22 protein-coding genes are annotated in these 22,362 nt (G+C 57.9%); 15 read left to right on the top strand and 7 right to left on the bottom strand.

All coding sequences use genetic code 11. The features are described from left to right. Complete coding sequence (locus tag AC6I79_RS22080) at window positions 1–1,623, bottom strand: TIGR04028 family ABC transporter substrate-binding protein (RefSeq protein ID WP_498027772.1); 1,623 nt, start codon at window positions 1,621–1,623, stop codon at window positions 1–3. Between the two features lie 419 nt (window positions 1,624–2,042). On the opposite strand from AC6I79_RS22080, the gene AC6I79_RS22075 reads away from it, so the two are divergent. From AC6I79_RS22075 to AC6I79_RS22040, 8 genes are all read left to right on the top strand, one after another. Next, on the top strand, window positions 2,043–3,038 hold the full coding sequence (locus tag AC6I79_RS22075; protein ID WP_498027771.1) for an MsnO8 family LLM class oxidoreductase: 996 nt from the start codon (window positions 2,043–2,045) through the stop codon (window positions 3,036–3,038). A 12-nt stretch (window positions 3,039–3,050) separates the two neighbouring features. Beyond that, the gene (locus tag AC6I79_RS22070; protein WP_238562084.1) at window positions 3,051–4,187 is read left to right on the top strand and encodes an amidohydrolase; all 1,137 of its coding nucleotides are present in this window, start codon (window positions 3,051–3,053) and stop codon (window positions 4,185–4,187) included. Between the two features lie 79 nt (window positions 4,188–4,266). Beyond that, complete coding sequence (locus AC6I79_RS22065; RefSeq protein ID WP_498027770.1) at window positions 4,267–5,580, top strand: LLM class flavin-dependent oxidoreductase; 1,314 nt, start codon at window positions 4,267–4,269, stop codon at window positions 5,578–5,580. Window positions 5,581–5,597: 17 nt separating this feature from the next. Continuing rightward, window positions 5,598–6,530, top strand: a complete 933-nt coding sequence (locus tag AC6I79_RS22060; protein ID WP_058781522.1) for an ABC transporter substrate-binding protein — start codon at window positions 5,598–5,600, stop codon at window positions 6,528–6,530. A 9-nt stretch (window positions 6,531–6,539) separates the two neighbouring features. Beyond that, on the top strand, window positions 6,540–7,052 hold the full coding sequence (locus AC6I79_RS22055) for a GNAT family N-acetyltransferase (protein ID WP_021509059.1): 513 nt from the start codon (window positions 6,540–6,542) through the stop codon (window positions 7,050–7,052). Window positions 7,053–7,063: 11 nt separating this feature from the next. Next, window positions 7,064–7,990, top strand: coding sequence for an amino acid ABC transporter permease (locus tag AC6I79_RS22050; protein WP_021509060.1), 927 nt, complete (start codon window positions 7,064–7,066; stop codon window positions 7,988–7,990). Then, window positions 7,974–8,768, top strand: coding sequence for an amino acid ABC transporter ATP-binding protein (locus AC6I79_RS22045; protein ID WP_021509061.1), 795 nt, complete (start codon window positions 7,974–7,976; stop codon window positions 8,766–8,768). The genes AC6I79_RS22050 and AC6I79_RS22045 overlap by 17 nt, the downstream gene beginning before the upstream one ends. Beyond that, on the top strand, window positions 8,768–9,679 hold the full coding sequence (locus tag AC6I79_RS22040; protein WP_498027769.1) for an ABC transporter substrate-binding protein: 912 nt from the start codon (window positions 8,768–8,770) through the stop codon (window positions 9,677–9,679). The genes AC6I79_RS22045 and AC6I79_RS22040 overlap by 1 nt, the downstream gene beginning before the upstream one ends. Before the next feature lie 133 nt (window positions 9,680–9,812). On the opposite strand, the gene AC6I79_RS22035 is transcribed toward AC6I79_RS22040, so the two are convergent. Next, the gene (locus AC6I79_RS22035) at window positions 9,813–11,240 is read right to left on the bottom strand and encodes a putative bifunctional diguanylate cyclase/phosphodiesterase (protein WP_498027768.1); all 1,428 of its coding nucleotides are present in this window, start codon (window positions 11,238–11,240) and stop codon (window positions 9,813–9,815) included. A gap of 372 nt (window positions 11,241–11,612) precedes the next feature. Here AC6I79_RS22035 and AC6I79_RS22030 point away from each other — a divergent pair, with 372 nt between their 5' ends. The 4 genes from AC6I79_RS22030 (at window position 11,613) to AC6I79_RS22015 (ending at window position 15,774) form a co-directional block, all read left to right on the top strand. After that, on the top strand, window positions 11,613–12,173 hold the full coding sequence (locus AC6I79_RS22030; RefSeq protein ID WP_010618047.1) for a non-canonical purine NTP pyrophosphatase: 561 nt from the start codon (window positions 11,613–11,615) through the stop codon (window positions 12,171–12,173). Continuing rightward, window positions 12,170–12,964: an SIR2 family protein gene (locus AC6I79_RS22025; RefSeq protein WP_010618046.1), complete on the top strand. Its 795-nt coding sequence runs from the start codon at window positions 12,170–12,172 to the stop codon at window positions 12,962–12,964. The genes AC6I79_RS22030 and AC6I79_RS22025 overlap by 4 nt, the downstream gene beginning before the upstream one ends. 76 nt (window positions 12,965–13,040) lie before the next feature. After that, window positions 13,041–13,370 carry a YebG family protein gene (locus AC6I79_RS22020; protein WP_132463056.1) on the top strand — a complete coding sequence of 110 codons (330 nt, stop codon included), beginning with the start codon at window positions 13,041–13,043 and terminating at the stop codon, window positions 13,368–13,370. A gap of 463 nt (window positions 13,371–13,833) precedes the next feature. Next, window positions 13,834–15,774, top strand: coding sequence for a methyl-accepting chemotaxis protein (locus AC6I79_RS22015; protein WP_021509066.1), 1,941 nt, complete (start codon window positions 13,834–13,836; stop codon window positions 15,772–15,774). A 72-nt stretch (window positions 15,775–15,846) separates the two neighbouring features. On the opposite strand, the gene cybB is transcribed toward AC6I79_RS22015, so the two are convergent. Continuing rightward, the gene (gene cybB, locus AC6I79_RS22010; RefSeq protein ID WP_498027767.1) at window positions 15,847–16,386 is read right to left on the bottom strand and encodes a cytochrome b561; all 540 of its coding nucleotides are present in this window, start codon (window positions 16,384–16,386) and stop codon (window positions 15,847–15,849) included. An 87-nt stretch (window positions 16,387–16,473) separates the two neighbouring features. Then, window positions 16,474–16,962, bottom strand: coding sequence for a MarR family winged helix-turn-helix transcriptional regulator (locus AC6I79_RS22005; protein ID WP_021509068.1), 489 nt, complete (start codon window positions 16,960–16,962; stop codon window positions 16,474–16,476). A gap of 110 nt (window positions 16,963–17,072) precedes the next feature. Here AC6I79_RS22005 and AC6I79_RS22000 point away from each other — a divergent pair, with 110 nt between their 5' ends. Then, window positions 17,073–18,227: an MFS transporter gene (locus AC6I79_RS22000; RefSeq protein WP_498027766.1), complete on the top strand. Its 1,155-nt coding sequence runs from the start codon at window positions 17,073–17,075 to the stop codon at window positions 18,225–18,227. Between the two features lie 80 nt (window positions 18,228–18,307). Next, a complete protein-coding gene (locus AC6I79_RS21995; protein ID WP_193750278.1) occupies window positions 18,308–18,736 on the top strand; it encodes a nucleotide triphosphate diphosphatase NUDT15 in 429 nt (142 codons plus the stop codon). Here the strand turns inward: AC6I79_RS21995 and AC6I79_RS21990 are convergent. Next, window positions 18,733–19,479: an SDR family oxidoreductase gene (locus tag AC6I79_RS21990; RefSeq protein WP_059011255.1), complete on the bottom strand. Its 747-nt coding sequence runs from the start codon at window positions 19,477–19,479 to the stop codon at window positions 18,733–18,735. The genes AC6I79_RS21995 and AC6I79_RS21990 overlap by 4 nt on opposite strands. Before the next feature lie 99 nt (window positions 19,480–19,578). On the opposite strand from AC6I79_RS21990, the gene AC6I79_RS21985 reads away from it, so the two are divergent. Next, window positions 19,579–20,523, top strand: coding sequence for an AraC family transcriptional regulator (locus tag AC6I79_RS21985; RefSeq protein ID WP_394516498.1), 945 nt, complete (start codon window positions 19,579–19,581; stop codon window positions 20,521–20,523). 319 nt (window positions 20,524–20,842) lie between these two features. Here the strand turns inward: AC6I79_RS21985 and AC6I79_RS21980 are convergent, their stop codons facing one another. Beyond that, the gene (locus tag AC6I79_RS21980) at window positions 20,843–21,307 is read right to left on the bottom strand and encodes a GNAT family N-acetyltransferase (RefSeq protein ID WP_325924139.1); all 465 of its coding nucleotides are present in this window, start codon (window positions 21,305–21,307) and stop codon (window positions 20,843–20,845) included. Between the two features lie 113 nt (window positions 21,308–21,420). Beyond that, window positions 21,421–22,221, bottom strand: coding sequence for an SGNH/GDSL hydrolase family protein (locus AC6I79_RS21975; protein WP_071813634.1), 801 nt, complete (start codon window positions 22,219–22,221; stop codon window positions 21,421–21,423). Window positions 22,222–22,362 lie beyond the last annotated feature (141 nt).

The raw sequence follows: 22,362 nt of genomic DNA, 5'->3' as shown, positions 1-22,362 counted from the left end.
TCAATGTTTTTCCAGCCATGCGCCGTAGAATGACGGCCGGCCTACGGCTTCAAAGCTCACGCCCTTCAGCCACGGCGCGCCGGCAAACACCTGCGGCTCTTCAAAGATCGGGATTACATAAGCCTGATCCAGCAGATAACGCTGGGCGTCTCCGGTGAGCGCCAGACGTTTCGTCGGATCGACTTCGGCCGAGATCGCCACCAAAAGCTTGTTGAGTTGGTCGTCACGGAAATGCCGGACTTTGTCGCTGGAGCCGCCTTTTTGCAGCAGCGCATCGCGGTTGGCGGGATAAAACATGCTCTTCACCACGTCCGGGTCGGCGCGGCCCACTTCCGAGACCGTGAGCGGGGTTTTTAGCGGATCGAGGTTGTCCAGCGTGCGGCTGCCGGCGTCACCGGCTTTCACCGTGAGCTGGACGCCAACCTGACGCCACTGCTGGGCCACCAGCTGCAGCACTTCTTTGTTCTGCGGCTGCGGCAGCGATTCATACACGGTCAGGGCCAGCTTTTGCCCCGCTTTAGCGCGGATGCCGTCGCTGCCGGGCTGCCAGCCAGCCTCATCAAGCAGTTGCCCGGCGCGGGCGGGATCGTATTTCAGTTTGTCCGCGAGGTTGACATACCCGGCGGCCGAGGCGGCGAGTACCGAGGTGGCCTGCGGATAGTTAGGTGAAAACAGGGTTTGCACCACCTGCTGCGCGTTGGTCGCGTGCAACAGCGCCTGACGTACACGCAGATCGCTGACCAGCGGGTTGTCCGGGCGGAAGCTGATGCTGTCGTTGACGCCACGCGTCGGCGCTGCGTAAACCGGGAACGCCTGCTGCTGTGCCTGTTTTTCGTCATACGCCTGCACCTGGCGAATAAAATCGGCCTGGCCGGCCAGCAGCGCGCCGATGCGCACGCTATCTTCCGGTGTGACGATAAATTTGATGCCAGCCAAATTCGCCGGTCCCTGCTGGGTGCTGTTTTTCGGTCCCCACTGGTAATCTTTGCGCGCGGTTAAATCCACTTCCCGCCCGAGCTTTTCATCGCTGACCACAAACGGCCCGGAGCCAATAATATGGCGCGCATCGCCGAGCTGGTCGAAACTGCGTTGCAGCGTGCTGAGAGAAACCAGCCCGGAGCCAATGGTGGCCGTGCCCTGTAAAAATCCAGGTGAGGGCTGTTTGAAATAAAACTTCACCGTCTGGGGATCAATCACTTCGCTGCGTTGGTAATTATTAATCACTTCAGACACCGGCAGGCGCTGGGCTTTATTACCGAGTCCGTAAGTATCAAAGTTTTTCGCCACGGCATTCGCATCCAGCGGTGTGCCATCGGAAAAGGTGACGCCAGGGCGAATTTTAAAAGTGTATTCCGTTTTATCCGCGTTGCTGCTCCAGCTTTCGGCAATCCACGGTTCTACCTGCAGCGTTTTCGGATTTTGCCACGTCAGTTTGTCGGTGATCTGATTGAGAATGCCGCCGTTGGGATAAAAACCCCCGGCCGGCGGATAAAGATTGGTATGTGCCTGCTGTTCCAGATAAATCAGCGTGCCGCCTTTGACCGGCGTCTCCGCCGCGTGGGCGCTAAATATCCCTGTCAGCAGGGCTAAGCTCAGCGCCCGCAAGTGAAAATGCGTCTTCATGATGATTTCCTTTGTTATCAAGTGCCCGGTGGGCTGAAATCATCATCAAATGTGCAACCCATGAGTTGAACCAATGAATTGCACTAAGCTTTTGCGAAAATAACAAAAGCGGAGAATTAATTGTATGCCGCAATTACCGGGTTGTTTTCCTGGCTCGATAAAAATTGTTTTTTTCTCAACCTGAAAATCTGCACTGAGGTTATTGCTGCTGCGGATCATTGCCGGCTCGCGTAATGTTAACCCGACAGAAAGCGAAATCCGCTTTATGAAAAATCAGGATTTCACCAGCAAGTATTATGACTATTTCTCATTTCCTGAATCGCTTTGCCGATTTAGTTGTTTTACGAAATATAAATCTCCCCGCCACACTAAGCGCCATATTCATCGCAACCCTATTCATCAAAATAAGGAACAGGCGCATGTCATACCGACTGAGTTTGCTCGACAAATCACCGATTGCAGCAGGTGAGAGCGCCACGCAGGCCCTGCATCGCACACTGCAGCTGGCTCAGCGCGCGGAAGCCTGGGGTTATCACCGCTTCTGGCTGGCGGAACACCACAACAGCGACCAGCTGGCGAGTCCTTCGCCGGAATTGTTGATTGCCTGGATCATCGGCCAGACCCGGCATATCCGCGTGGGTTCCGGCGGCGTGATGTTGCAGCACTACAGCCCTTATAAAGTGGCGGAAAACTTCAACCTGCTGGCTGCGCTGGCACCTGGACGTATCGACCTGGGCGTGGGGAAAGCGCCCGGCGGACTGCCGCTTTCCACCCGCGCGCTGCAATTGGGGGTGCACCAGCAGGAGAAAGGCAGCTTTGCCGAACAGCTGGCGCTGCTGGATAGCTGGCTCAGTGTGCCGCCGGTGGGGGATGAGGAGATCCTGCGCGCCACGCCGCAGCCGCCGCGTCCGGCCAATCGCTTTCTGCTCGGGGCCAGCGAAGCGAGCGCCCGACTGGCGGCAGAGCTCGGCTGGCAACTGGTGTTCGCCGCACACCACAACGGCGATCCGCAACTGATGGCACAGGTGCTGAACAGCTATCGCCTGCACAGTCAGGGTCAGCGTGCGCTGGTGGCGGTGCAGGTGGTGGTAGCGGATTCGCCGGCAGAAGCTGACCTGCTGGTCGACACACTGCGCATTTATCACGTCAGCGTGACGGGTGGACAGAGCGTTAACGTCGGCAGCATTGAACAGGCTGAGCGCTATGTGCGTCAGGGCGGGTTCAGTGACTACGTGATTGAGCCACGCACGCCGTCGCTGCTGAAAGGGACCGCGGCACAGGTGCACGCGCAGCTTGATGCGCTGCACCAGCGTTACGGCATTGAAGAGTTTGTTATTGATACACCGGTGGCGGAGGAGCAGGCGCGGGTGAAATCCCTCGAACTGCTGGCGACGCATCGTCTGGTTAGCGCCTGACCGGGAGGTCCTGTGACGATAGTAAGCGAACAGCAGCTGATTGACTGGCGGCGCGAGCTGCACAGCTGGCCGGAACTCTCCGGTCATGAAGTGGAAACCAGCGCGCGGCTGCGCCGCTGGCTGCAGCAGGCTGACGTGCGCCTGCTGGATTATCCGCTGCACACCGGCGTGGTGGCGGAAGTGGGTCAGGGCGCGCCCCTGATCGCCCTGCGTGCCGATATCGATGCATTACCGATCCATGAAGCCACCGGGCTGCCTTTTCGTTCACGGCAAGCCGGCGTCATGCACGCCTGCGGTCACGATGTGCACAGTGCGGTGATACTGGGTGCCACGCTGCAGCTGAAAGCACGGGAAGCTCAGCTACCGGGGCGGGTGCGCATCCTGTTCCAGCCGGCGGAAGAGATTGCCCAGGGCGCGCGCCAGTTCATCGACGCGGGTGTGCTGGATCAGGTACAGGCGATTTTTGGCATGCACAACGAACCGGGTTTGCCCACGGGCACCTTTGCCACGCGCAGCGGTGCGTTTTATGCCAACGCCGATAAATTTGTGGTGCGCGTGCACAGCACCCGCACGGACGTAAACAGCATCCTGGTCGCCAGCCAGATTATTCAGGCGCTGCAATCCCTCACCAGCCGCAGCTTTAATACGCTGGACAGTCTGGTGCTGAGCGTCACGCGGATTGATGCACACAGGCACGACGGTCAGCCGACGGCTGAAGCGGAATTTGGCGGCACGGTGCGTACGCACGATAAACAGGTGCGCGCGCAGCTGGAGCAGCGTGCGCGCGAGGTGGTGGTCAATATCGCCGCCGCCAGCGGTGCCACGGCCACCTTTAGCTGGCATCCGGGGCCGCCGGTGCTGGAGAACGACGCCCACTGGGCACAGTTTGCCAGTCAGGTGGCGCAGCAGGTGGGTTATCAGGTGCAACAGGCTGAGCTGCACCTTGGCGGCGAAGATTTCGCTTATTACCTGCAGCAGCTACCGGGCGCGTTTGTCAGCATTGGCAGCGCCAGTGAATTTGGCCTGCATCACGGTGGCTTCAACCCCGATGAAGCGCTGATCGCCCCGGCGGCACACTACTTTAGTCAGCTGGCGCAACAGGCATTGCAGCAGCTAAACGCGCGATGTCGCGACGTCATCCTTAACTGATTTCCTTCCATTTCTGGCAGCGCTGTACGGCGATAAGGCTATCGCCGGCAGGCTGCGCCATGAGCAAAGAGAGACGATTATGACTGCAAGACAACTGCGCCTCGGCACCATTCTGCACGGCGCATCCGGCAACATGTCCGCCTGGCGTCATCCGGCGGCGCAGGCGGATGCCAGCATCAGTTTTGATTACGCCCGCCGTATCGCCCGTAAAGCCGAGGCTGGCAAACTGGATTTCCTGTTTGTCGCCGATGGCCTGTTCATCAATGAGAAATCGATCCCGCACTTTCTTAACCGCTTCGAACCGCTGACGCTGCTGTCGGCGCTGGCCGGCGTCACCGAGCATCTCGGTCTGGTCGGTACGGTGTCCACTTCCTACAGTGAGCCGTTCACCGTCGCCCGCCAGTTCGCCAGTCTCGATCATCTCAGCGGCGGGCGCGCGGGCTGGAATGTGGTGACATCGCCGCTGGAGGGCTCGGCAAAAAACTTTTCGCGTCAGCAGCATCCCGAGCATGCGCTGCGCTACCGCATCGCCGACGAATATCTGCAGGTAGTGAAAGGATTGTGGGATTCCTGGGAAGAGGGCGCGTTTGTGCGCAACAAAGCCAGCGGTCAGTTCTATGCGCCTGACAAACTGCACACGCTGAATCATCACGGTGATTTTTTCCAGGTACAGGGGCCGCTGAACATTGAGCGCACGCCGCAGGGCCGACCGATTATCTTTCAGGCGGGCGCCTCGGAAGATGGCCGCAAGCTGGCGGCGCGTCATGCTGACGCCATCTTCACCCATCAGCCAACGCGCGAAGAGGCGCAGGCGTTCTACCGGGATGTGAAGCAGCAGCTGGTGGCGAACGGGCGTGAACCGGGCGATCTGCACATTTTCCAGGGCGTTAGCGTGATCGTGGGGGAAGATGACGCAGACGTTGAGCGCCAGTACCAGACCACCGCGGCGCTGGTCTCGATTGAGGATGCACTCAACTACCTTGGTCGCTTCTTTGACCATCACGACTTCTCGCAGTATCCGCTCGACCAGCCTTTCCCGGACATTGGCGATATTGGCCAGAACAGTTTCCGTAGCACCACCGACGAAATCAAACGCAAAGCGCGTGAACACGGCCATACGCTGCGCCAGGCGGCGCTGGAAGCCACGACGCCGCGTCCGCTGTTTCACGGCACGCCACAGCAGGTAGCGGATGGTCTGCAGCTGTGGTTCGAAACCGAAGCCACTGACGGTTTCATTATTCAGGGCGGCACGCCGGACACCTTCGAGCGTTTTGTTGATCAGGTGATTCCGGTTCTCCAGGCGCGCGGCCTGACGCGTCGCGAATACCCGGGCAGCACGCTGCGTGCCAGCTTTGGTCTGAGACAACCGCTCAACCAGTTCACACAACAATAACGATGAGAAAACACGCTATGCAGAAAAAATCCCTGATTGTGCTGCTGTTACTCAGCCTGAGCAGTGCGGCACTGGCCGAGGACGTGGCCGTCAATGGTCAGCAGGTGAGCCTTGCCGCCAATAAAACGCCCATCAACACGCCAGAGAATCCTGCCGCCGTGGCGCAAATTCCGGCGGGCCATAAATTTGCCGTGCCGGGATCGTTCACCGTGGCGGTGGCGGCACTCAACTCGCCGCCGCTCACGGTATTCAGCGACGACAATAAAACGCTGCTGGGCAGTGAGGTGGATATCGCGCGTCTGGTGGCCGACAGCCTCGGGCTGAAGCTCAACATCGTGCCCACCTCGTGGGAAGACTGGCCGCTGGGCGTGGCATCGGGCAAATATGACGCGGCGATCACCAACGTGACGGTGACCAAAGATCGTAAACAGCGTTTTGATTTTGCCACCTACCGCAAAGATTCGCTGGGCTTCTATGTGAAAACCAGCAGCCCGATTACCTCGCTGAGCAAGGCAGAAGATATCGCCGGCCTGCGCATCATTGTCGGCTCCGGCACCAATCAGGAGGCCATCCTGCTGGCCTGGGATAAAGAGAATCAGGCTAAGGGGCTGAAGCCTTTCACACCGGTTTATACCAAAGATGACGCTGCGCAGACGCTGGCGCTACAGGCCGGGCGCGCCGACGCTTACTTCGGCCCTAACGTGATTGGCGCGTGGAAAGCGGCGCTGACCAAAAAGACCCGGCTGGTGGGTAGCGTGGACGGCGGCTGGCCGAAGGCGGCGCACATCGCGGTGACGGTGAAGAAAGACAACGGGCTGGTGCAGCCAATTAACACCGCACTCAACGGCGTGATCAAAAACGGTGACTACGACAAGGTGCTGAACCGCTGGGGTGAAGGCGTGGAGCGTCTGGATCGTTCCGAGATCAATCCGCCCGGACTGGGCGATTAAGGAGGCGGCATGAGCCAGCAATTTTTCCGCGAAGTGTCACCGGAAGCGCCGGAGCTGCAGCCGATTCTTGACGGTCTGTTTGGTGAATATGCAGCACGCTACGGCGATTTCTTCAGGAAACACAATGAAGTTGAGCTGACCGAGTGGTATCTGCCGCCGCGCGGGCTGTTCATCGTGCTGGAGCGCGACGGTGAGATCATCGCCATGGGCGCCTACAAACCGTGGGATGCTACCACCGCCGAACTGAAGCGCATCTGGACGCGGCGTGACCTGCGCCGTCAGGGACTGGCACTGCTGATTCTGCAGGAGCTGGAGCGCCGGGCGCTACGCGCAGGCTATCAGCGCGTGTTTCTCACCACCGGTTTCCGTCAGCCGGAAGCGGTACAGCTGTATATCGGCCACGGCTATCAGCCGCAGTTTGAGCTGCGCGAAGATATGGAGATTTACGGCCAGCCGCCGCACGATGGCCGGCTGCGTTTTCTCAAAGTAATTGATGTGCACAACGTGGCGCAGGCCAGCTAAGGAGAGCCACCATGAGTAAGCAACAACCTTTGACCGTGGTGCCGGCACGCTATCCGGCGCGTACCGTCGGTGCCATCATCGCGCTATTTATCCTTGCGGCGGTGATCGATTCCGTGGCCTTTAATCCGCGCTGGGAGTGGAGCGTGTTTGCCCGCTGGTTTTTTGATCCGGTGATCCTTAATGGCCTGGGACAAACGCTGCTGCTGACGCTGTGCGGCACACTGCTGAGCCTGATATTCGGCGGCCTGCTGGCCCTGGCGCGGCTCTCGTCATCGTGGCTGCTGAGCACGCTGGCGTTTGGCTATATCTGGCTGTTTCGCTCGCTGCCGCTGATTGTGGTGCTGATCATTCTGTATAACTTCTCGTATCTGTACGACACGCTGTCGTTCGGTATTCCTTTCACCGCCCTGTCGTGGGGGCACTTCCAGACCATTAACGTGCTCGGCCAGTTCCCGGCGGCGGTGATTGGCCTGACGCTGGTGCAGAGCGCGTATAGCGCGGAGATTATTCGCGGCGGGTTTCTCGGCGTCGATCACGGTCAGTTTGAAGCCGCTTCGGCGCTGGGATTATCGTCGTCGCGCCGCACGTTTCGCATCATTCTGCCGCAGGCGCTGCGTGCGATTATTCCCACCACCTTTAATGAGATCATCAGCCTCGCCAAGGGCACCTCGATGGTGTATGTGCTGGCGATGCCCGAGCTGTTTTACACCATCCAGATGATCTACAACCGCACCCAGCAGGTGATCCCGCTGCTGATGGTCGGAGCCGCCTGGTATCTGATCATCACCACCGTGCTGTCGCTGCTGCAGCACAGCGTCGAGCGCTGGCTGGCACGCAGCGTCACGCGTGAACCGCAACCTTCGCGCTGGCGCCAGTGGCGCAACCGCAGCGTGAACCCTGCCGTCAACGAGGAGCTGTCTCATGTCCGAAGCCATTGATTACCGCTATCTGCATACCACCGGCGCCATCAGTATTACCGGCGTCAGCAAGACGTTTGGCCGGCATAAAGCGCTGGATGAGGTGTCGCTTGAGCTGGCTCCCGGTTCGGTGACGGTGATCCTCGGGCCGTCCGGTTCTGGCAAATCGACGCTGCTGCGCACCATCAATCATCTGGAGCGCGTGGATGAAGGCTTTATTCAGATCGATGGCGATTACATCGGCTATCAGCGGCGCGGCGATAAACTCTATGAGCTGAAAGAGAAGGCGATTTTGCGGCAGCGCATCAACGTCGGCTATGTGTTCCAGAACTTCAATCTGTTTCCGCACCTGACGGTGCTGGAAAATCTGATTGAAGCGCCGATTGCCCATCGTCAGCTGTCGCGCCGGGCAGCGATCGATCGCGCCGGTGAGCTGCTGGATGTGGTCGGCCTGCGGCACAAAGCCGATGCCTGGCCGCGGCATCTCTCTGGCGGTCAGCAGCAGCGCATTGCGATTGCGCGTGCGCTGATGCTCAACCCGCGCGTGATGCTGTTTGATGAGCCGACTTCGGCGCTCGACCCGGAACTGGTGGGCGAAGTGCTGGATGTGATTAAAAAACTGGCGCGATCCGGCACCACGCTGGTGATTGTCACGCACGAGATCGGCTTTGCGCGCGAAGTGGCGGATAACGTGGTGTTTATGGTTGACGGGCGCGTGGTTGAGCAGGGTAGCAGCCAGCAGGTGCTGAATCAGCCGCGTCATGAGCGCACCAAACGTTTCCTCGCCAGGGTGCTGTAATGAAGCAAGCGATCATAGTCGCGCTGACGGGGGCGGTGCTGGCGGCACCCGCGACAGGCGCGCAACAGCTGGACGCCAGTCATAACGAAACGCCGATCACCATGGCGGCCAATCCGCAGGCGATCGCGAAGATCCCCGCCGGATTTCATTTTGTTCAACCCGGCTATTTAACCGTCGCCACTTCAGCCAGTAATTCACCGCCAATTGGCCTCTGGGCGTCCGATAATAAAACGCTGATCGGCAGCGACCCGGACATTGCGCGCCTGCTGGCCGACAGCCTCGGTCTGAAACTCAGGCTGGTGCCGGCGGCGTGGGAGGACTGGCCGCTGGGCATCACGGCAGGGCGCTATGATGTGGCGATGTTTAATATCGCGGTGACCGAGGAGCGCAAGCAGAAGTTTGATTTCGCCACCTATCGCGCGGATAACCACGCCTTCGCGGTGAAAGCGGACAGTAAAATCAGCGCAATTCGTCGCCGGGAAGACGTGGCCGGCAAACGGATTATTGTGGGCTCCGGTACCAATCAGGAGCGAATATTACTGAGCTGGGATGAGAAGAATCGGGCGCAGGGCCTGGCCCCGGTGCAGCCGATTTATCTTAACGATGATGCCTCCGCCACGCTGGCGCTGCTCTCTGGCCGGGCCGATGCGTCATTTGGCCCGCAGGCCATGGCGGCGTGGAAAGTGGCTTCGCGCGGGCAAACCAAAATTGTCGGGCACGGACCGTTTCGCGCCTGGGTGGCGGTCACCACGAAGAAGGGCAATGGCCTGGACGTCGCGCTGCAGCAGGCGATCAACGGCGCTATTGCTGGCGGCCAGTATCGCCAGGTGCTGGCAAGATGGGGTGAAGAGGGCGAGGCGGTGGAGATTTCGCAGGTTAATCCGCCCGGGATTGTTTATCAGGATAATTAGGGCGGGGTGGCAGAGCGGCGAGATGAGTTTTCACCCGTTCAACAACACAGGCAATAGCGGTAACGGCGCAATTCATTGCGCTATGTCGGGATGGGCATGGCGCTTCTGAACATTCGCGCGATGAATCGCGCCGCTACAGTTTCGTGCAATGTGATGTATTGCGTGAGGACACAGCAATCCGTCCATACGTCATCCCGCCCGGTTTATCCTGCTTTTTTATCCACTGCAATGCTTCGGCGGCGGGCAGCGGGCGGGCAAAATGGTAGCCCTGGAATAAATGGCAGCCCTTATTGCGCAGGTGCTCGAAATACTCCTCGCTCTCAATCCCTTCCGCCAGAACGTTCAGCCCCATCGCGCGCGACAGCTCAATGGTCTTTTGCACCACAATCGCCGCCGATTCGTTTTCAAAAATGTGCATGATCAGGGACTTATCAATCTTAATATCATCAATAGCGAAATCACTCAGCGACTTAAGCGAAGAGTAACCGACGCCGAAATCGTCGATCGCCCATTTAATCCCTAACTGGCTGAAGTGGTTGATGACATCCCCAATGCGCTGCTGATCGTAAATAAAGGTGGTCTCGGTAATTTCAAACTTCAGCCGCTCGGGACGGATTTTGTAATGCGACAGCGTCAGCAGCGTGTCATGGGTGAAGTCGCGGTGCATCAACTGCAGCGGGCTGATATTGATGGAAAACACCAGCGGAGGCAGCCGCAGCACACGATCCCACTCGACGATTTGCTGCAGCATGCGCTCCAGCACCCACTTGCCAATATCAATGATCAGCCCGCTTTTTTCGGCTACCGGGATAAACACCTCCGGCGAGATAAAGCCTTTCTCCGGGTGCTTCCAGCGCAGCAGCGCTTCAAAACCGATGAGATTTTTGTCGCCATCGACCTGCGGCTGATAATAGAGCTCCAGCTGCTGGCGCTCAATGGCGGACGCGAGCTCGCGCTTGATAAGATCGGTGGCGGAATAATTGCCGCCATAGGTAAACACGGTCGACAGCAGTGCCGTCACCGGCACTGCACAATTGAAAACGGTAAAAACGGCTTCCTGCGGAATATTGAGATGAAAACGATTATTTTCCCAGATCAGACCGGTGGTGACAAAAAACAGATAACACAGCAGGCACAGCAGCGGAAATATTTTACTCAGATAAAAGGATTGCTGGTGCAACACCAGTGCCGAACCGACGATCAAGGCCACCAGATAGTTATATTCTGAACGCTTGCCGGCAGCGTGGTGATTATCCACCAGCAACAGCACGATGATGGTAAATAATAACGCATGGGTAATGACCGCCAGATGCCGCTCCAGCCGGTCGCTGAAGGCGCCGATGATGATGTAGCCCCCCAGCGCTATACTGGCGATATACAGACAGCCAATGTCATGATGACCGCGACTGAAATTCAGTGTTGCCATAAAGATACCAGCCACGATACTGGCGACGCCGGCAATCAGCAGCGTCAGGCGGAGCTTTTTTTCCGGGCTATCACCCTGCAAAATGAAGGGCAGATTACGGATGCGCGACCAGGCTGAACTCAACAAAGGGTTCATAAACGGTTCCGGGTTTTATTGTCATGACGCGTGAAGGTGTAAACGCCACATAATATATTTAAGCGAGACGACTGTCATAATTGTTTTCAGATTATTTGCGCGTTAAGCGCGGATTTTTATATTTGACATAAGCGGCGTCAAATAGCGCTATTAACGCATTCAGGTGCAATATTTAACGCCGCCAGCGATAAGCGATGCGATATACCGGCGAAGGCGCGCGCAGCGCGACCCGATTGTTCCTCGCCAGTGACGTCGCCGCAGAGTAGAATGACCACGCGGCGCGGCGACAGCGTGCCGGACAATAACAGCCGGAACCGCAGCCGGATACGCGTCACCAGGTTGGACTAACCCACTTTCAACATACTGATTGCAATGAAAATTCGTTTCTTATCTGCTAATGAACTCAAGCTGGCCGAGGTGCGTACCATCCTTGAGCCGGTGGGTGTCGAAGTGGTGCCCATTGCGCGCCGTATTGAAGAGATTCAGACCGAAAATGAGGTGGAGCTGGTTCGTGACAAACTGACTAAAGCCTTTTCAATCATTGGCCGCCCGCTGTTTGTCGAGCATACCGGTCTGTATCTGGATGGGCTCAATGGCCTGCCCGCCGGACTGACGCGCATCTTCTGGAGCCGGCTGAACGCGGAACGCTTTACCAAACTGGTGAACGGACTGGACAGCCCGGGCGTGACCGCCAAAACCGTCCTCGGCTACTGTGACGGGCGCAAAATGTACCAGTTTGAAGGCCAGCTGCGCGGCACCATTGCCCGGGAGCCGGCGGGGCCACGCGAATTTCAGTGGGACTGCGTCTTTATCCCGGAAGGGCACACCCAGACATTCGCTGAAATGGGCGAACTGAAAAACGAAATCTCGATGCGCCGCCTGGCGCTGGATCGCTTTGCCACCTTTCTGAAAACTTCGCGGGGGCTGGCATGAAACCGGAACTCAAACGCGCTTACGATGCCGGCAAACTGATTCTGTTCGCCGGTGCGGGCATCTCACGCAATCTCGGACTGCCGGAGTGGCACGAGCTGATTGCACATCTGGCTAATGAGCTGGGCTACGATCCGAAAATCTTCAATACCTACGGCACCCATTTGTCGCTGGCGGAATATTACAAACAGCGCAAAGGCTCGCTCGGCCCGCTGCGCAGCTGGATGGATCGCGAGTGGCACCGTCCGGACATCGACGTGCGCAGCTCTGAAATCCACACCATGATCACCCAGGGCAATTTCTCGCGTATCTACACCACCAATTACGACCGCTGGCTGGAGATGGCGCATGAAGCGCACAACGTGCCGTACAGCAAGGTCGCTAACGCCGCCGATCTGGTGTCGCTGACCGAAGATAAGCGCCATATTATTAAACTTCATGGCGATTTTGACGATGATACCTCCATCGTGCTGGATGAGAGCAGCTACTTTGAGCGGCTCTATTTTGACTCGCCGCTGGATATCAAACTGACCCATGATGTCATGGGTAACTCCGTGCTGTTTGTTGGCTACAGCATCAGCGATTTCAATATCCGCCTGCTGTTTTATCGCCTGACCAAAATGTGGGGCCGCACCGGGCTGGCGACCGCACGACCCAAATCCTACCTGTTCACCAACCGTAATAATCCGGTGGCGAAAGAGGTACTGGGGCAGTGGGGCATTGAGATGATCGTGTCTGAAGAGGACGATCCGCGCAAAGCGCTGGCAACCTTCCTCGAAGAGCTGCTGGCTTAAACGGCGAGCAGAAACCGTTGGCGAAAAAAAGCTGAATGAAATATACTGTATATAAACACAGTAAATGAGGTGCATCATGGCAGTCGAAACCAAATATGTTGTGGTCAGAAAGGGTGAAGAGAAGATGACGTTTGCCAATAAAAAAGACGCAGATGCATGGGACAAGATGCTCGATATGGCCGACGCGTTCACCGACTGGCTGCAGCAACATCAGCCAGCGATGGATGAGGCCCAGGCCGAAGCGCTGGGTATGCTGCTGGCCGAACAGAAAGACGCGGTGCAACACATTCTGCGCACCAGCAAACTGCCGGACGCGGTGAAAGACAGCGGCGAAACCATTGCTGACGACAGCGATACGGCTGCGCCGGAAAAAGAGAAGAAGGTGCGTGCGGTCAAAGCCGCCTGAGGAACAGCGCGTTCGCTTTGCACTGCTGCTGAATCCGGGCCAGCCTCTGCGCTGGCCTGGGAACCGTGCTAACGATCAGTGCGTGAAAAGAGAGAAGGTGCCTGAGTAGTAACTGACCATCCACGCCACATACACCAGCCAGACCACCATTAACCCTGCCAGACTCAATTTACCTGCCATGTTGCATTCCTCTTGTTATGCGGCGCGTTGCGCCCGTACGCAATAACCTGACAGCACAACGAAGTGGCGATCTTGCGCCAGATCAAATTCCCTCTTTTTTACTGCATCGTCTTAGCGTTTTTAATGGCGACCCGACGCCACAACAGCGGTTGATGGTTTTCTGATCGGACCTGCCAGGCCATCAAGTTCCCGGATTGTGCGCCGATAGAGTGATTACAGGGATGCAGGTGCACAGGGCGTGATTCTTTTTCAGTAATAAAGTGTCAACACCAGGAGCGCCGACATGGCCACAACCGTATCTAATAAGAAAAAAATGAGCACCCGCACACAAATGCTGCTGACGGGCGCCTTAACCATCACCCTCGGCTTCGCCGTGACTATCGGCGTGCTCAGCTGGCAGTCCAGCAATGAGCAAAAATCGCTGGCGGAAAGTTACTTACAGCAGATTGCGCAGAGTCAGGCGCTGCAAATCCAGCAGGAGCTGAGTTACGCACGCGATGTCGCACACAACCTCGGCCACAGTCTGATTGCCCTGCCGGCTGCCGGCGTGCAGGACCGTAAAGTGGCCGATAAGCTGCTGGTCTCTGCACTGCGTGATAATCCGGACTATCTCTCTATTTCGGTCATCTTCGAAGAAAACGCGTTTGACGGACGCGATGCTGAGTTTGCCTCTCAGGCTGGCGCGGCACCTAAAGGACGTTATGCCTATTTCGTCGATCGCGACCAGGGCGGCAATTTTGCCCTGCATCCGCTGACCTCAATCTTTACGCCAGGCCAGGGCGATTACTATCTGCTGCCGCAGAAAAGCCAGAAAGATACGCTGATCGAACCTTATAGCTATGCCTATAACGGTGTGCCAACACTGCTGACCTCGGTGGCCGCGCCAATTATCAGCCAGGGCAAACTGTGGGGCGTGGTAACGTCCGATATCTCACTGGCGTCACTGCAGGAAAAAGTGAACAGCATCAAACCGTGGGAAGGCAGCGGTTATGCCATGCTGCTCTCGAGCGCGGGCAATGTGGTGTCTTATCCGGACAAAAGCCAGACCAGCAAAGCCTGGAAGGGCGACACACATAATTTCAGCAGTACGGTCACCGAACAGCATGACGCTATTCTGGGCGAGGATGCGCTGGTAGCCTGGCGGCCGGTGGTGATCGGTAACAGCGATCAGAAATGGTATCTCGGCGTGGTGGCCCCGGTGAGCAAGGTGATGGAAGCGGCGCACCGTCAGCTGATTAACGCGGTGATTTTAATGGTGATCAGCATCCTGGTAGTGTGCGCACTGCTTGGGCTGGTATTTAGTCGCAAAGTGCTGAAGCCGATTGGCGGTGAGCCACTGACCGCAGCCACCATTGCGCTGGCGGTGGCCGATGGCAAACTGGATAACGCTATCCCGCTGAAAGCGCGCGACAGCAGCAGTCTGTTCTTCGCCTTGCACACTATGCAAAACCAGCTGCGCGAGATTGTCGGGCAGATTCAGGATGCCAGCGCCTCGGTGCGCCAGGGCGCGGGTGAAATCGCCAGCGGCAACCTCAACCTCGCGTCACGTACCGAAGAGCAGGCGGCCGCGCTGGAACAAACTGCCGCCAGCATGGAGCAGATTACCGCGACGGTGAAACACAACGCTGCTAACGCGCATCAGGCGACGACGCTGACCGATAACGCCACGCACATCGCCAGTCGCGGTGAGTCACTGGTGGGCCAGGTGGTGCAGACCATGGCGCAAATCGACGACAGCGCGAAGAAAATCGGCGACATCACCGCCATTATCAACAGCATCGCCTTCCAGACCAACATTCTGGCGCTCAACGCCGCGGTTGAAGCGGCGCGCGCCGGCGAACAGGGACGCGGTTTTGCCGTGGTGGCGTCGGAAGTGCGTAATCTGGCACAGCGCAGCGCCAATGCGGTGAAGGATATTGCTGCGCTGATTGAAGAGTCCGGGCAGCGCGTCGGCAGCGGTGTGCAGCTGGTGCAGGATGCCGGTAAAACCATGCAGGAGATGACGCAGGCGGTGAACTCGGTGCGCACCATTATCGGCGAGATTGTTACCGCGTCAGACGAGCAGGCGCGCGGCATCAGCCAGGTAACGATCGCGGTGAACGAGATGGATGGCACCACCCAGCAGAACGCCGCGCTGGTCCAGCAGATGTCAGCCGCCGCCAGTTCGCTGGAAGACCAGGCGGCACAGCTGGCGCATACCGTGGGACGTTTTCACCTCAGCTGAGGTCGGTGACCAGTCGCCGGCACGCTGCGTAAATCAGGACTGTCGCCACGTCAGGCGACCGTCTTATTCCTTTCATCCGTTTCGCCGTGACGGCATCATGCGCAGCAACGTATTGTCTTTAATCAGATAATGATGCACCAGCGCGGCCGCCGCGTGCAGACCAATCAGCCAGTAGCCGTATGGCGCGAGGGTTTCGTGCCAGTCGCTCAGCATATCGGCAAAATCCGGATCCGGGCTGGCGCTGACCGGCATCGGAATCGCAAAAATCCACCAGTTACGGCCCATGTAGAAGCGCGAAAGGATGCCGAGAATCGGCAGCACGATAAAGAACAGATAGATCGCCAGATGCATCAGATGCGCCAGTCCGGTTTGCCAGTGTGGCGGCTGGGGTTCGATTTTCGGGCTGCGATGGCGAAAACGCAGCACAATGCGTGACAGCATCAGCAACAGCACACAACTGCCGGCGCTGAAATGTCCGACGATCATGGTGTAGCCTTGCCAGGATCCGCGCGTGAATAAGCCGCGAAACTCCATGGTGCAGTAAGCGGTGGCCACCAGTAACAGCGTCAGCCAGTGAATAAAGATTTGCGCAGGGGCATATTTGTTACGCATAGCCAGTCCGAAAATAAGCGGTGTGGGATGCTTAACATAGCGAAAAACGCGCTGAATTAATTCATTTTTTGCCACATCCCGCTCGGCTTACTGTTCGGCTGCCTGCAACAGCTGACGCAGCAGGGCGGCAAGCTGCTGCTGCTGCCGATCGTCCAGCGTGGCCAGCAGCGCGTTCTGCGTTTGCGTATGCACCTGCAGCGCCTGCTCAATCTTTGCCAGGCCGGCCGGCGTCAGCATCACCAGCGTGCTGCGCTTATCATCGGCATCGGCAACACGCGCAATCAATCCCTCTTCTTCCAGCCGGTTAAGCCGGTTGGTCATGGCACCGGAGGTGACCAGCAGCGATTTGTAGAGCTGCGTGGGCGACAGCCGGTAAGGTGCGCCGGCACGCCGCAGCGTCGCCAGCACATCAAATTCGCCGTCGCGAAAACCAAAGGGTGCCAGCGCCTCAGCGCGCTTTTTCGCCAGATGTTTCATCAGGCGCAGCATGCGGCCAAAAATCGCCATGGAAGAGGCGTCCAGCTCCGGCATGGCGCTGGCCCATTGCGCAACGACAAAATCTACGTGGTCAGTCATGTTAATTCTCATTAGTTCACGGCGGGTAATGTGTCGCTTTGTGCGCACCCGCTATCGTTCTTCCGCAAAGTATCTTAACGTTAAGATACTTTGGCGTATGGAGACAGAATGTGAATCGTACCTTACCTGCTATTGGCCTGTTTGCTTTACTGGTTTTTGTGGTGGCGCTGAATTTGCGTCCGGTGATGGCGGCCATCGGACCGCTGTTCCTGCAACTGCAGCACGATGCAGGGCTCAGTGCCACGCAGCTGAGCCTGCTGACGACGCTGCCGGTCATTATGATGGGGCTGGCGGCGCTGGCCGGACCGCTGCTGCTGCGCAGGCTGGGTGAAGCGCGCGGCATTACCGCTGGCCTGATGGTGCTGGTGCTCGCGGGTGGCGCGCGTGGCGTTGATCACAGCGCCGCCATGCTAACCGCCAGCGCACTGCTGGCCGGCTGCGGCATCGGGCTGATCCAGGCGCTGATGCCCGCGCTTATCAAACGTCACTTCGCCTCGCGTGCCGGTACGTTAATGGCACTGTTCACCACCGGTATTATGGCCGGAGCCGCAGTGGCCGCTGCCAGCGCCGCGCCGCTCGCCAGCCATGCCGGACTGACGATTGCACTGATGCTGCCGTCGCTACCGGCGCTGATCGCATTGATACTGTGGCTGTGCCTGCAGCCTGTGACCACAAGAGTAAACACGCCACCGGCCGGCGGCGTACACCGCACGCGGCGCGCCTGGCTGTTGATGCTGTTTTTTGGCATCGGCACCGGTGCATACACGCTGGTGCTGGCGTGGCTGCCACCATTTTACATGCAACACGGCTGGCTGCCGGCGCAGAGCGGCTACGTGCTGGGCGCATTAACCCTGACCGAAGTCGCCGCCGGATTTATGCTCTCCGCGCTGATTCATCGCTGCCGCGATCGCCGCTGGCCGCTGCTGCTGGTGCTGGTGCTGGCTTCCATCCTGCTGGGGCTGATCGCACTGCTGTGGCTGGGCGGCGAACGCGCCTGGTTGCCGACGCTGCTGCTGGGATTGGGGATTGGTGCGCTGTTTCCGCTATCGCTGATTGTCACGCTAGATCATGCCCGCACGCCGGAAGAAGCCACTGCGCTGCTGTCGTTTGTGCAGGGCGGCGGCTATATGCTGGCCGCGCTGATGCCGCTGATGGCCGGCATCGTGCGCGACCGCGCGGCATCGCTCGACAGCGCGTGGCAGATCATGGCGGCGGGCGTGCTGCTACTGATGTTGATGGCGCTGCGACTCAACCCCCAGCGATAACGGCAGGAAACCATTGTCAGACGGAATACGCTGTTTTATAAACCGTGCAGAGTGAGAGGATCGATAAATCAGGAGCAATGATGTCCCCCCAGGTCGGTGTTGGCGTATTAATTTTCCGCGATGGCAAGCTGTTGCTCGGCCAGCGTAAAGGCAGCCACGGTGCCGGTGACTGGTCGGCGCCGGGCGGCCATCTGGAGTTTGGTGAATCACCGGAAGCCTGTGCACGGCGGGAAGTGCTGGAGGAGACCGGTTTACTGCTGCACAGCGTACACAACGGCGCCTTCGTCAGCGATGTGTTTCCGGCGGTCAACCGCCACTATATTACGCTGTTGATGGTAGCGCCGGACGCCAGCGGTGAGCCGCAGCTGCGGGAACCGGATAAGTGCGCAGGCTGGCACTGGTTCGCGCCTGAGGCACTGCCTGAACCGTTATTTGCCCCGCTGCAAAGCTGGCTGGCGCGCGACGGTCTGGCGGCACTGCAGGCGCTGGCCCAGCGTAAAGATCGCTAACCGTATTGCTTCATCGAAGCTTCGGCATCTTCTCCGGCCGGGATGCGCATCGGTGCGGCGGGATCGGTCGCGGCACGCCACACGGCAGCGGCAACGTCCTGTGCTTTAGTGGTTGGCTGGGGCTGTTGCATACCGGCGATGATGCCATCAAACATCGGCTGGTAAGGCTCAAGCAAGGTGTTTTCCATGCGCGGCCGGGCGTTTTTGCCAAAGTCGGTAGTGGGTGCCAGCCCGGGTAATACCAGTCTCACCTGAACATTAAAGGGCTGCAGTTCCAGCGCCAGCGACTCGGTAAAGGCGTTGACTGCCGCTTTGCTGCCGGTATAAACCGCCAGCAGCGGCAGGGATTTCAGCGTCACCGTCGAGGTCACATTGATCACCATGCCACTGTTTTTCGCGCGGAACTGCGGGATGACCGCCTGCGTCATGGCGATGGTGCCCAGCGTGTTGGTTTCGAACACCTCCCGCACCGAGGACATCGGCGCGCCTTCCAGCGAAGTTAATAATCCGATACCGGCATTGTTGACCAGCACATCAATCTCTCCCGCCTCAGCCAACGTTTGCCGGATGCTGGTGGCATCGGTGACATCCAGTGGCAGCAGGCGCAGATGGGCGGATTCAGGAAACAGTTCGGCGCGCGGGGTGCGCATGGTGGCGATGACTTTCCAGCCGCGCTCCAGAAACCAGAGCGCGGTAGCATGACCAAAACCAGAAGAGCAGCCGGTGATTAAAATGGTTTTCATGGTTCACTCCTGCATTGCGTTGGGTAAGAGCTCACTATAGAGTGCCACTACCGGACTCACTACAACGTACAGTCCTGGTTTCATTTGCAGGAGTCCATTATGATCGATCCGCTCGCCGAAATGGTGTCACTGTTACAGCCCGGGGCGGCTTATTCCAAACGCGCGCGTGCCAATGGATTATGGCGTGTGCAGCGCAGTGAGACCGGCCAGCCGTTTTACTGCGTGGTTCTGGAGGGGCGCAGCCGGCTGGAAATGAAAGGTCATCCTCCGGTTGCGCTTGAGCAGGGGGATTTTGTCCTGATTCCGGCTGCGTGGGAGTTTTGCATGACCAGCGAGCAGCCACCGGCCGCAGATGCGCCTGATTCGATGCCGGAGATGCTTGCGCCCGGCGAAGTGTGGCTTGGCGATCGGCAGCAGCCAGCCGAGGTTCAGACGCTGATTGGTTACTGCCAGTTTGCCGCACCCGACGCGGAATTGATTGTCTCGTTACTGCCACAGTTTATTCATGTGCGTGGCGTATCGCGCCTGACCACGCTGGTGCAGCTGGTCAGGGATGAGTGCCGTGCACAGCGTCCGGCACGGCAGATTGTGCTGGAACGTTTGCTGGAATTACTGCTGATCGAGGCGCTGCGCGCAATGCCCGCGGCGAATGCATCGCCTGGCGTGATGCGGGGACTGGCCGATGAGCGGCTGGCCGGGGCGATTCGCGCCATCCACGCCAGGCCTGCCCATGGCTGGACGGTACCCCAGCTGGCGAAACACGCGGCGCTATCGCGCTCGGCGTTTTTCGTGCGTTTTCGCGATGCAGTGGGCATGGCGCCGATGGCATATCTGCTGACGTGGCGCATGGCGCTGGCCAAAAATCTGCTGCGCAGCAGCCGCCTGTCAGTAGCCGACGTGGCTGAACGGGTGGGTTACCGCTCTGCCAGCGCCTTCAGCATTGCTTTCACCCGCTTCACCGGCCAGACGCCGAGCGGCTTCGCTGGCGCTGAACGGCGCAGCGGCACCGCAGAAGCTGAGCCAGCAATCGCCCGGGTCAGTTAACCACGCCCGGAGCAGCAGCCAGCGTAAGACGGGCCGCCATAAAGCGTGCAATGCCGTTCAGTAAAAAAAACTGATAATGCCGGTGCGCATCAATGCGCACCCTACAAAAACGTGCCGTTACCCTGTAGGGTCGCCATTTATGGCGACCTAAAACACATTACAAAACCGTGCAATTAACCCGTAGGGTCGCCATTTATGGCGACCAGGGAATACTTGTGTAGCCAACATACGACCTACAAGAATCGTTTTAAATCAAAGCATCATTAAAACAAAGAATTACAACTTCACCGGGGAGCACAATTGCCTCTGTTTCTTTTCCTTAAAAGATTTCCCTTCGCATCACGCTAACCTGTTCTGACGACACGATGCGCTGCTCGATTTCCTGCCAGCCATAGCGACGGTAAAACGCCTGCTGATCCGGCGTATACAGCCACAACTCTGCCATATCGCGCTGGCGAGCTTCTTCAATTAAACGCAATACCAGAGCAGAGGCCACGCCTTTACCGCGGTGTGCCGCGACAGTCAGTACTTCGCCCATCCAGAACTGGCGTTCATGGATGTCATCAAGCTCGTGAAGAATCGTGCTGGCGGTGGCAAGCACTTCATTTTCTGCATTCAACGCGACCAGCGTAAACGTTTTTGCCGGATGCGCGTTGCGCATCAGCAGGCGCTGACGAATGGCGCTCCGGTCGCGCCAGTGAGAAAACCCGGACCACTCCTGATGAAGCATAGCTGCCACCGTATCCAGCAACTGCGGACACTGGCTCAGTAAACTGATATTCATTGTTATCCCTCCGCGACAACCCGAGGGATAACACAGCGTGGTGGTAAAGACTACCGTTAATATGCCGCTACACTATCGCGTTAAGCCGTTTCACCGGTCAGCCAATCACCGGCTTAGCGTTTCGCCACCTGCTCGCCATCCGGGGTTTTGCCATGCCCGGCAGCAGCCAGCTCGGTATTAAAGTGGGAGACCAGCACCGAAAAAGTTTCCTCTGCTTTCATGCGGTACAGCTGTTCGGACGGATGAATACAGTCGGGTGACATCAGCGACTGCCAGTCTTTCATCTGCAGGATGCGCTGATACTGACGCGCCAGCGGCACCGATTCTGCTTTAGCCAGCGCGTCCAGTTTGGTGACGTAAGGTGCAACGTGCCATTTCTCCGCGCGGCCACAAATCGGGTGCGGCTCCTGTAATATCACCTGCTTACCCTCTTCACGGGCAATAGTAATCAGCTGTGTCATCACCTGAGTATATTTATCCGGGCTAACCTGGTAATCCTTTTCTATATCGCGGAAATGGAAATGGCGTGCATCGTTGGTGGCAAAATTCAGCAAAATGATTTTTGCCGGCGATTTCTTCATCTCTTCGCGCCAGCTTTTATTATTCTTGTAGAAATATTTGCCATTTAACAGGTCCATGGCCTGCGATGAGGACGCGCCTTTATTCACGACGCGAATACCATCGCCATACTTCTCCTGTAACCATTGGTTAATCAGAGCAATCTCATTGTCTTTAATATAGATTGCGCGCAATTTGCCATTTTCCTTTATCGCCATAGCGCCACGCGTGCTTGAACCGCCATAGGCTTCAATAATAAAGTTATTATCGGGCTTGCCGCTTTCGGCGAATGCGGTATTGCACAGACAGGCTGTGGTAATCAGCAAAGTGACGATGCCAGATAGCGCTCGTTGCATAACAAATTTCCGCCTTTTGATACTCAAGGTTACATGGAGAATCGGTTGTTTACCGTAAGCGAATTACCTTAACAGGGGAGATTGCGGGTCAACAATCCGAAAGCACGGTTGCGGGGTGAAAATTAGGTCAACTCTGAGAAA

Source organism: gamma proteobacterium symbiont of Scutellera amethystina, assembly GCF_059730845.1.
The sequence above is the reverse complement of the archived record's forward strand: the minus strand, read 5'-3'. Positions and strand labels throughout refer to the sequence as shown.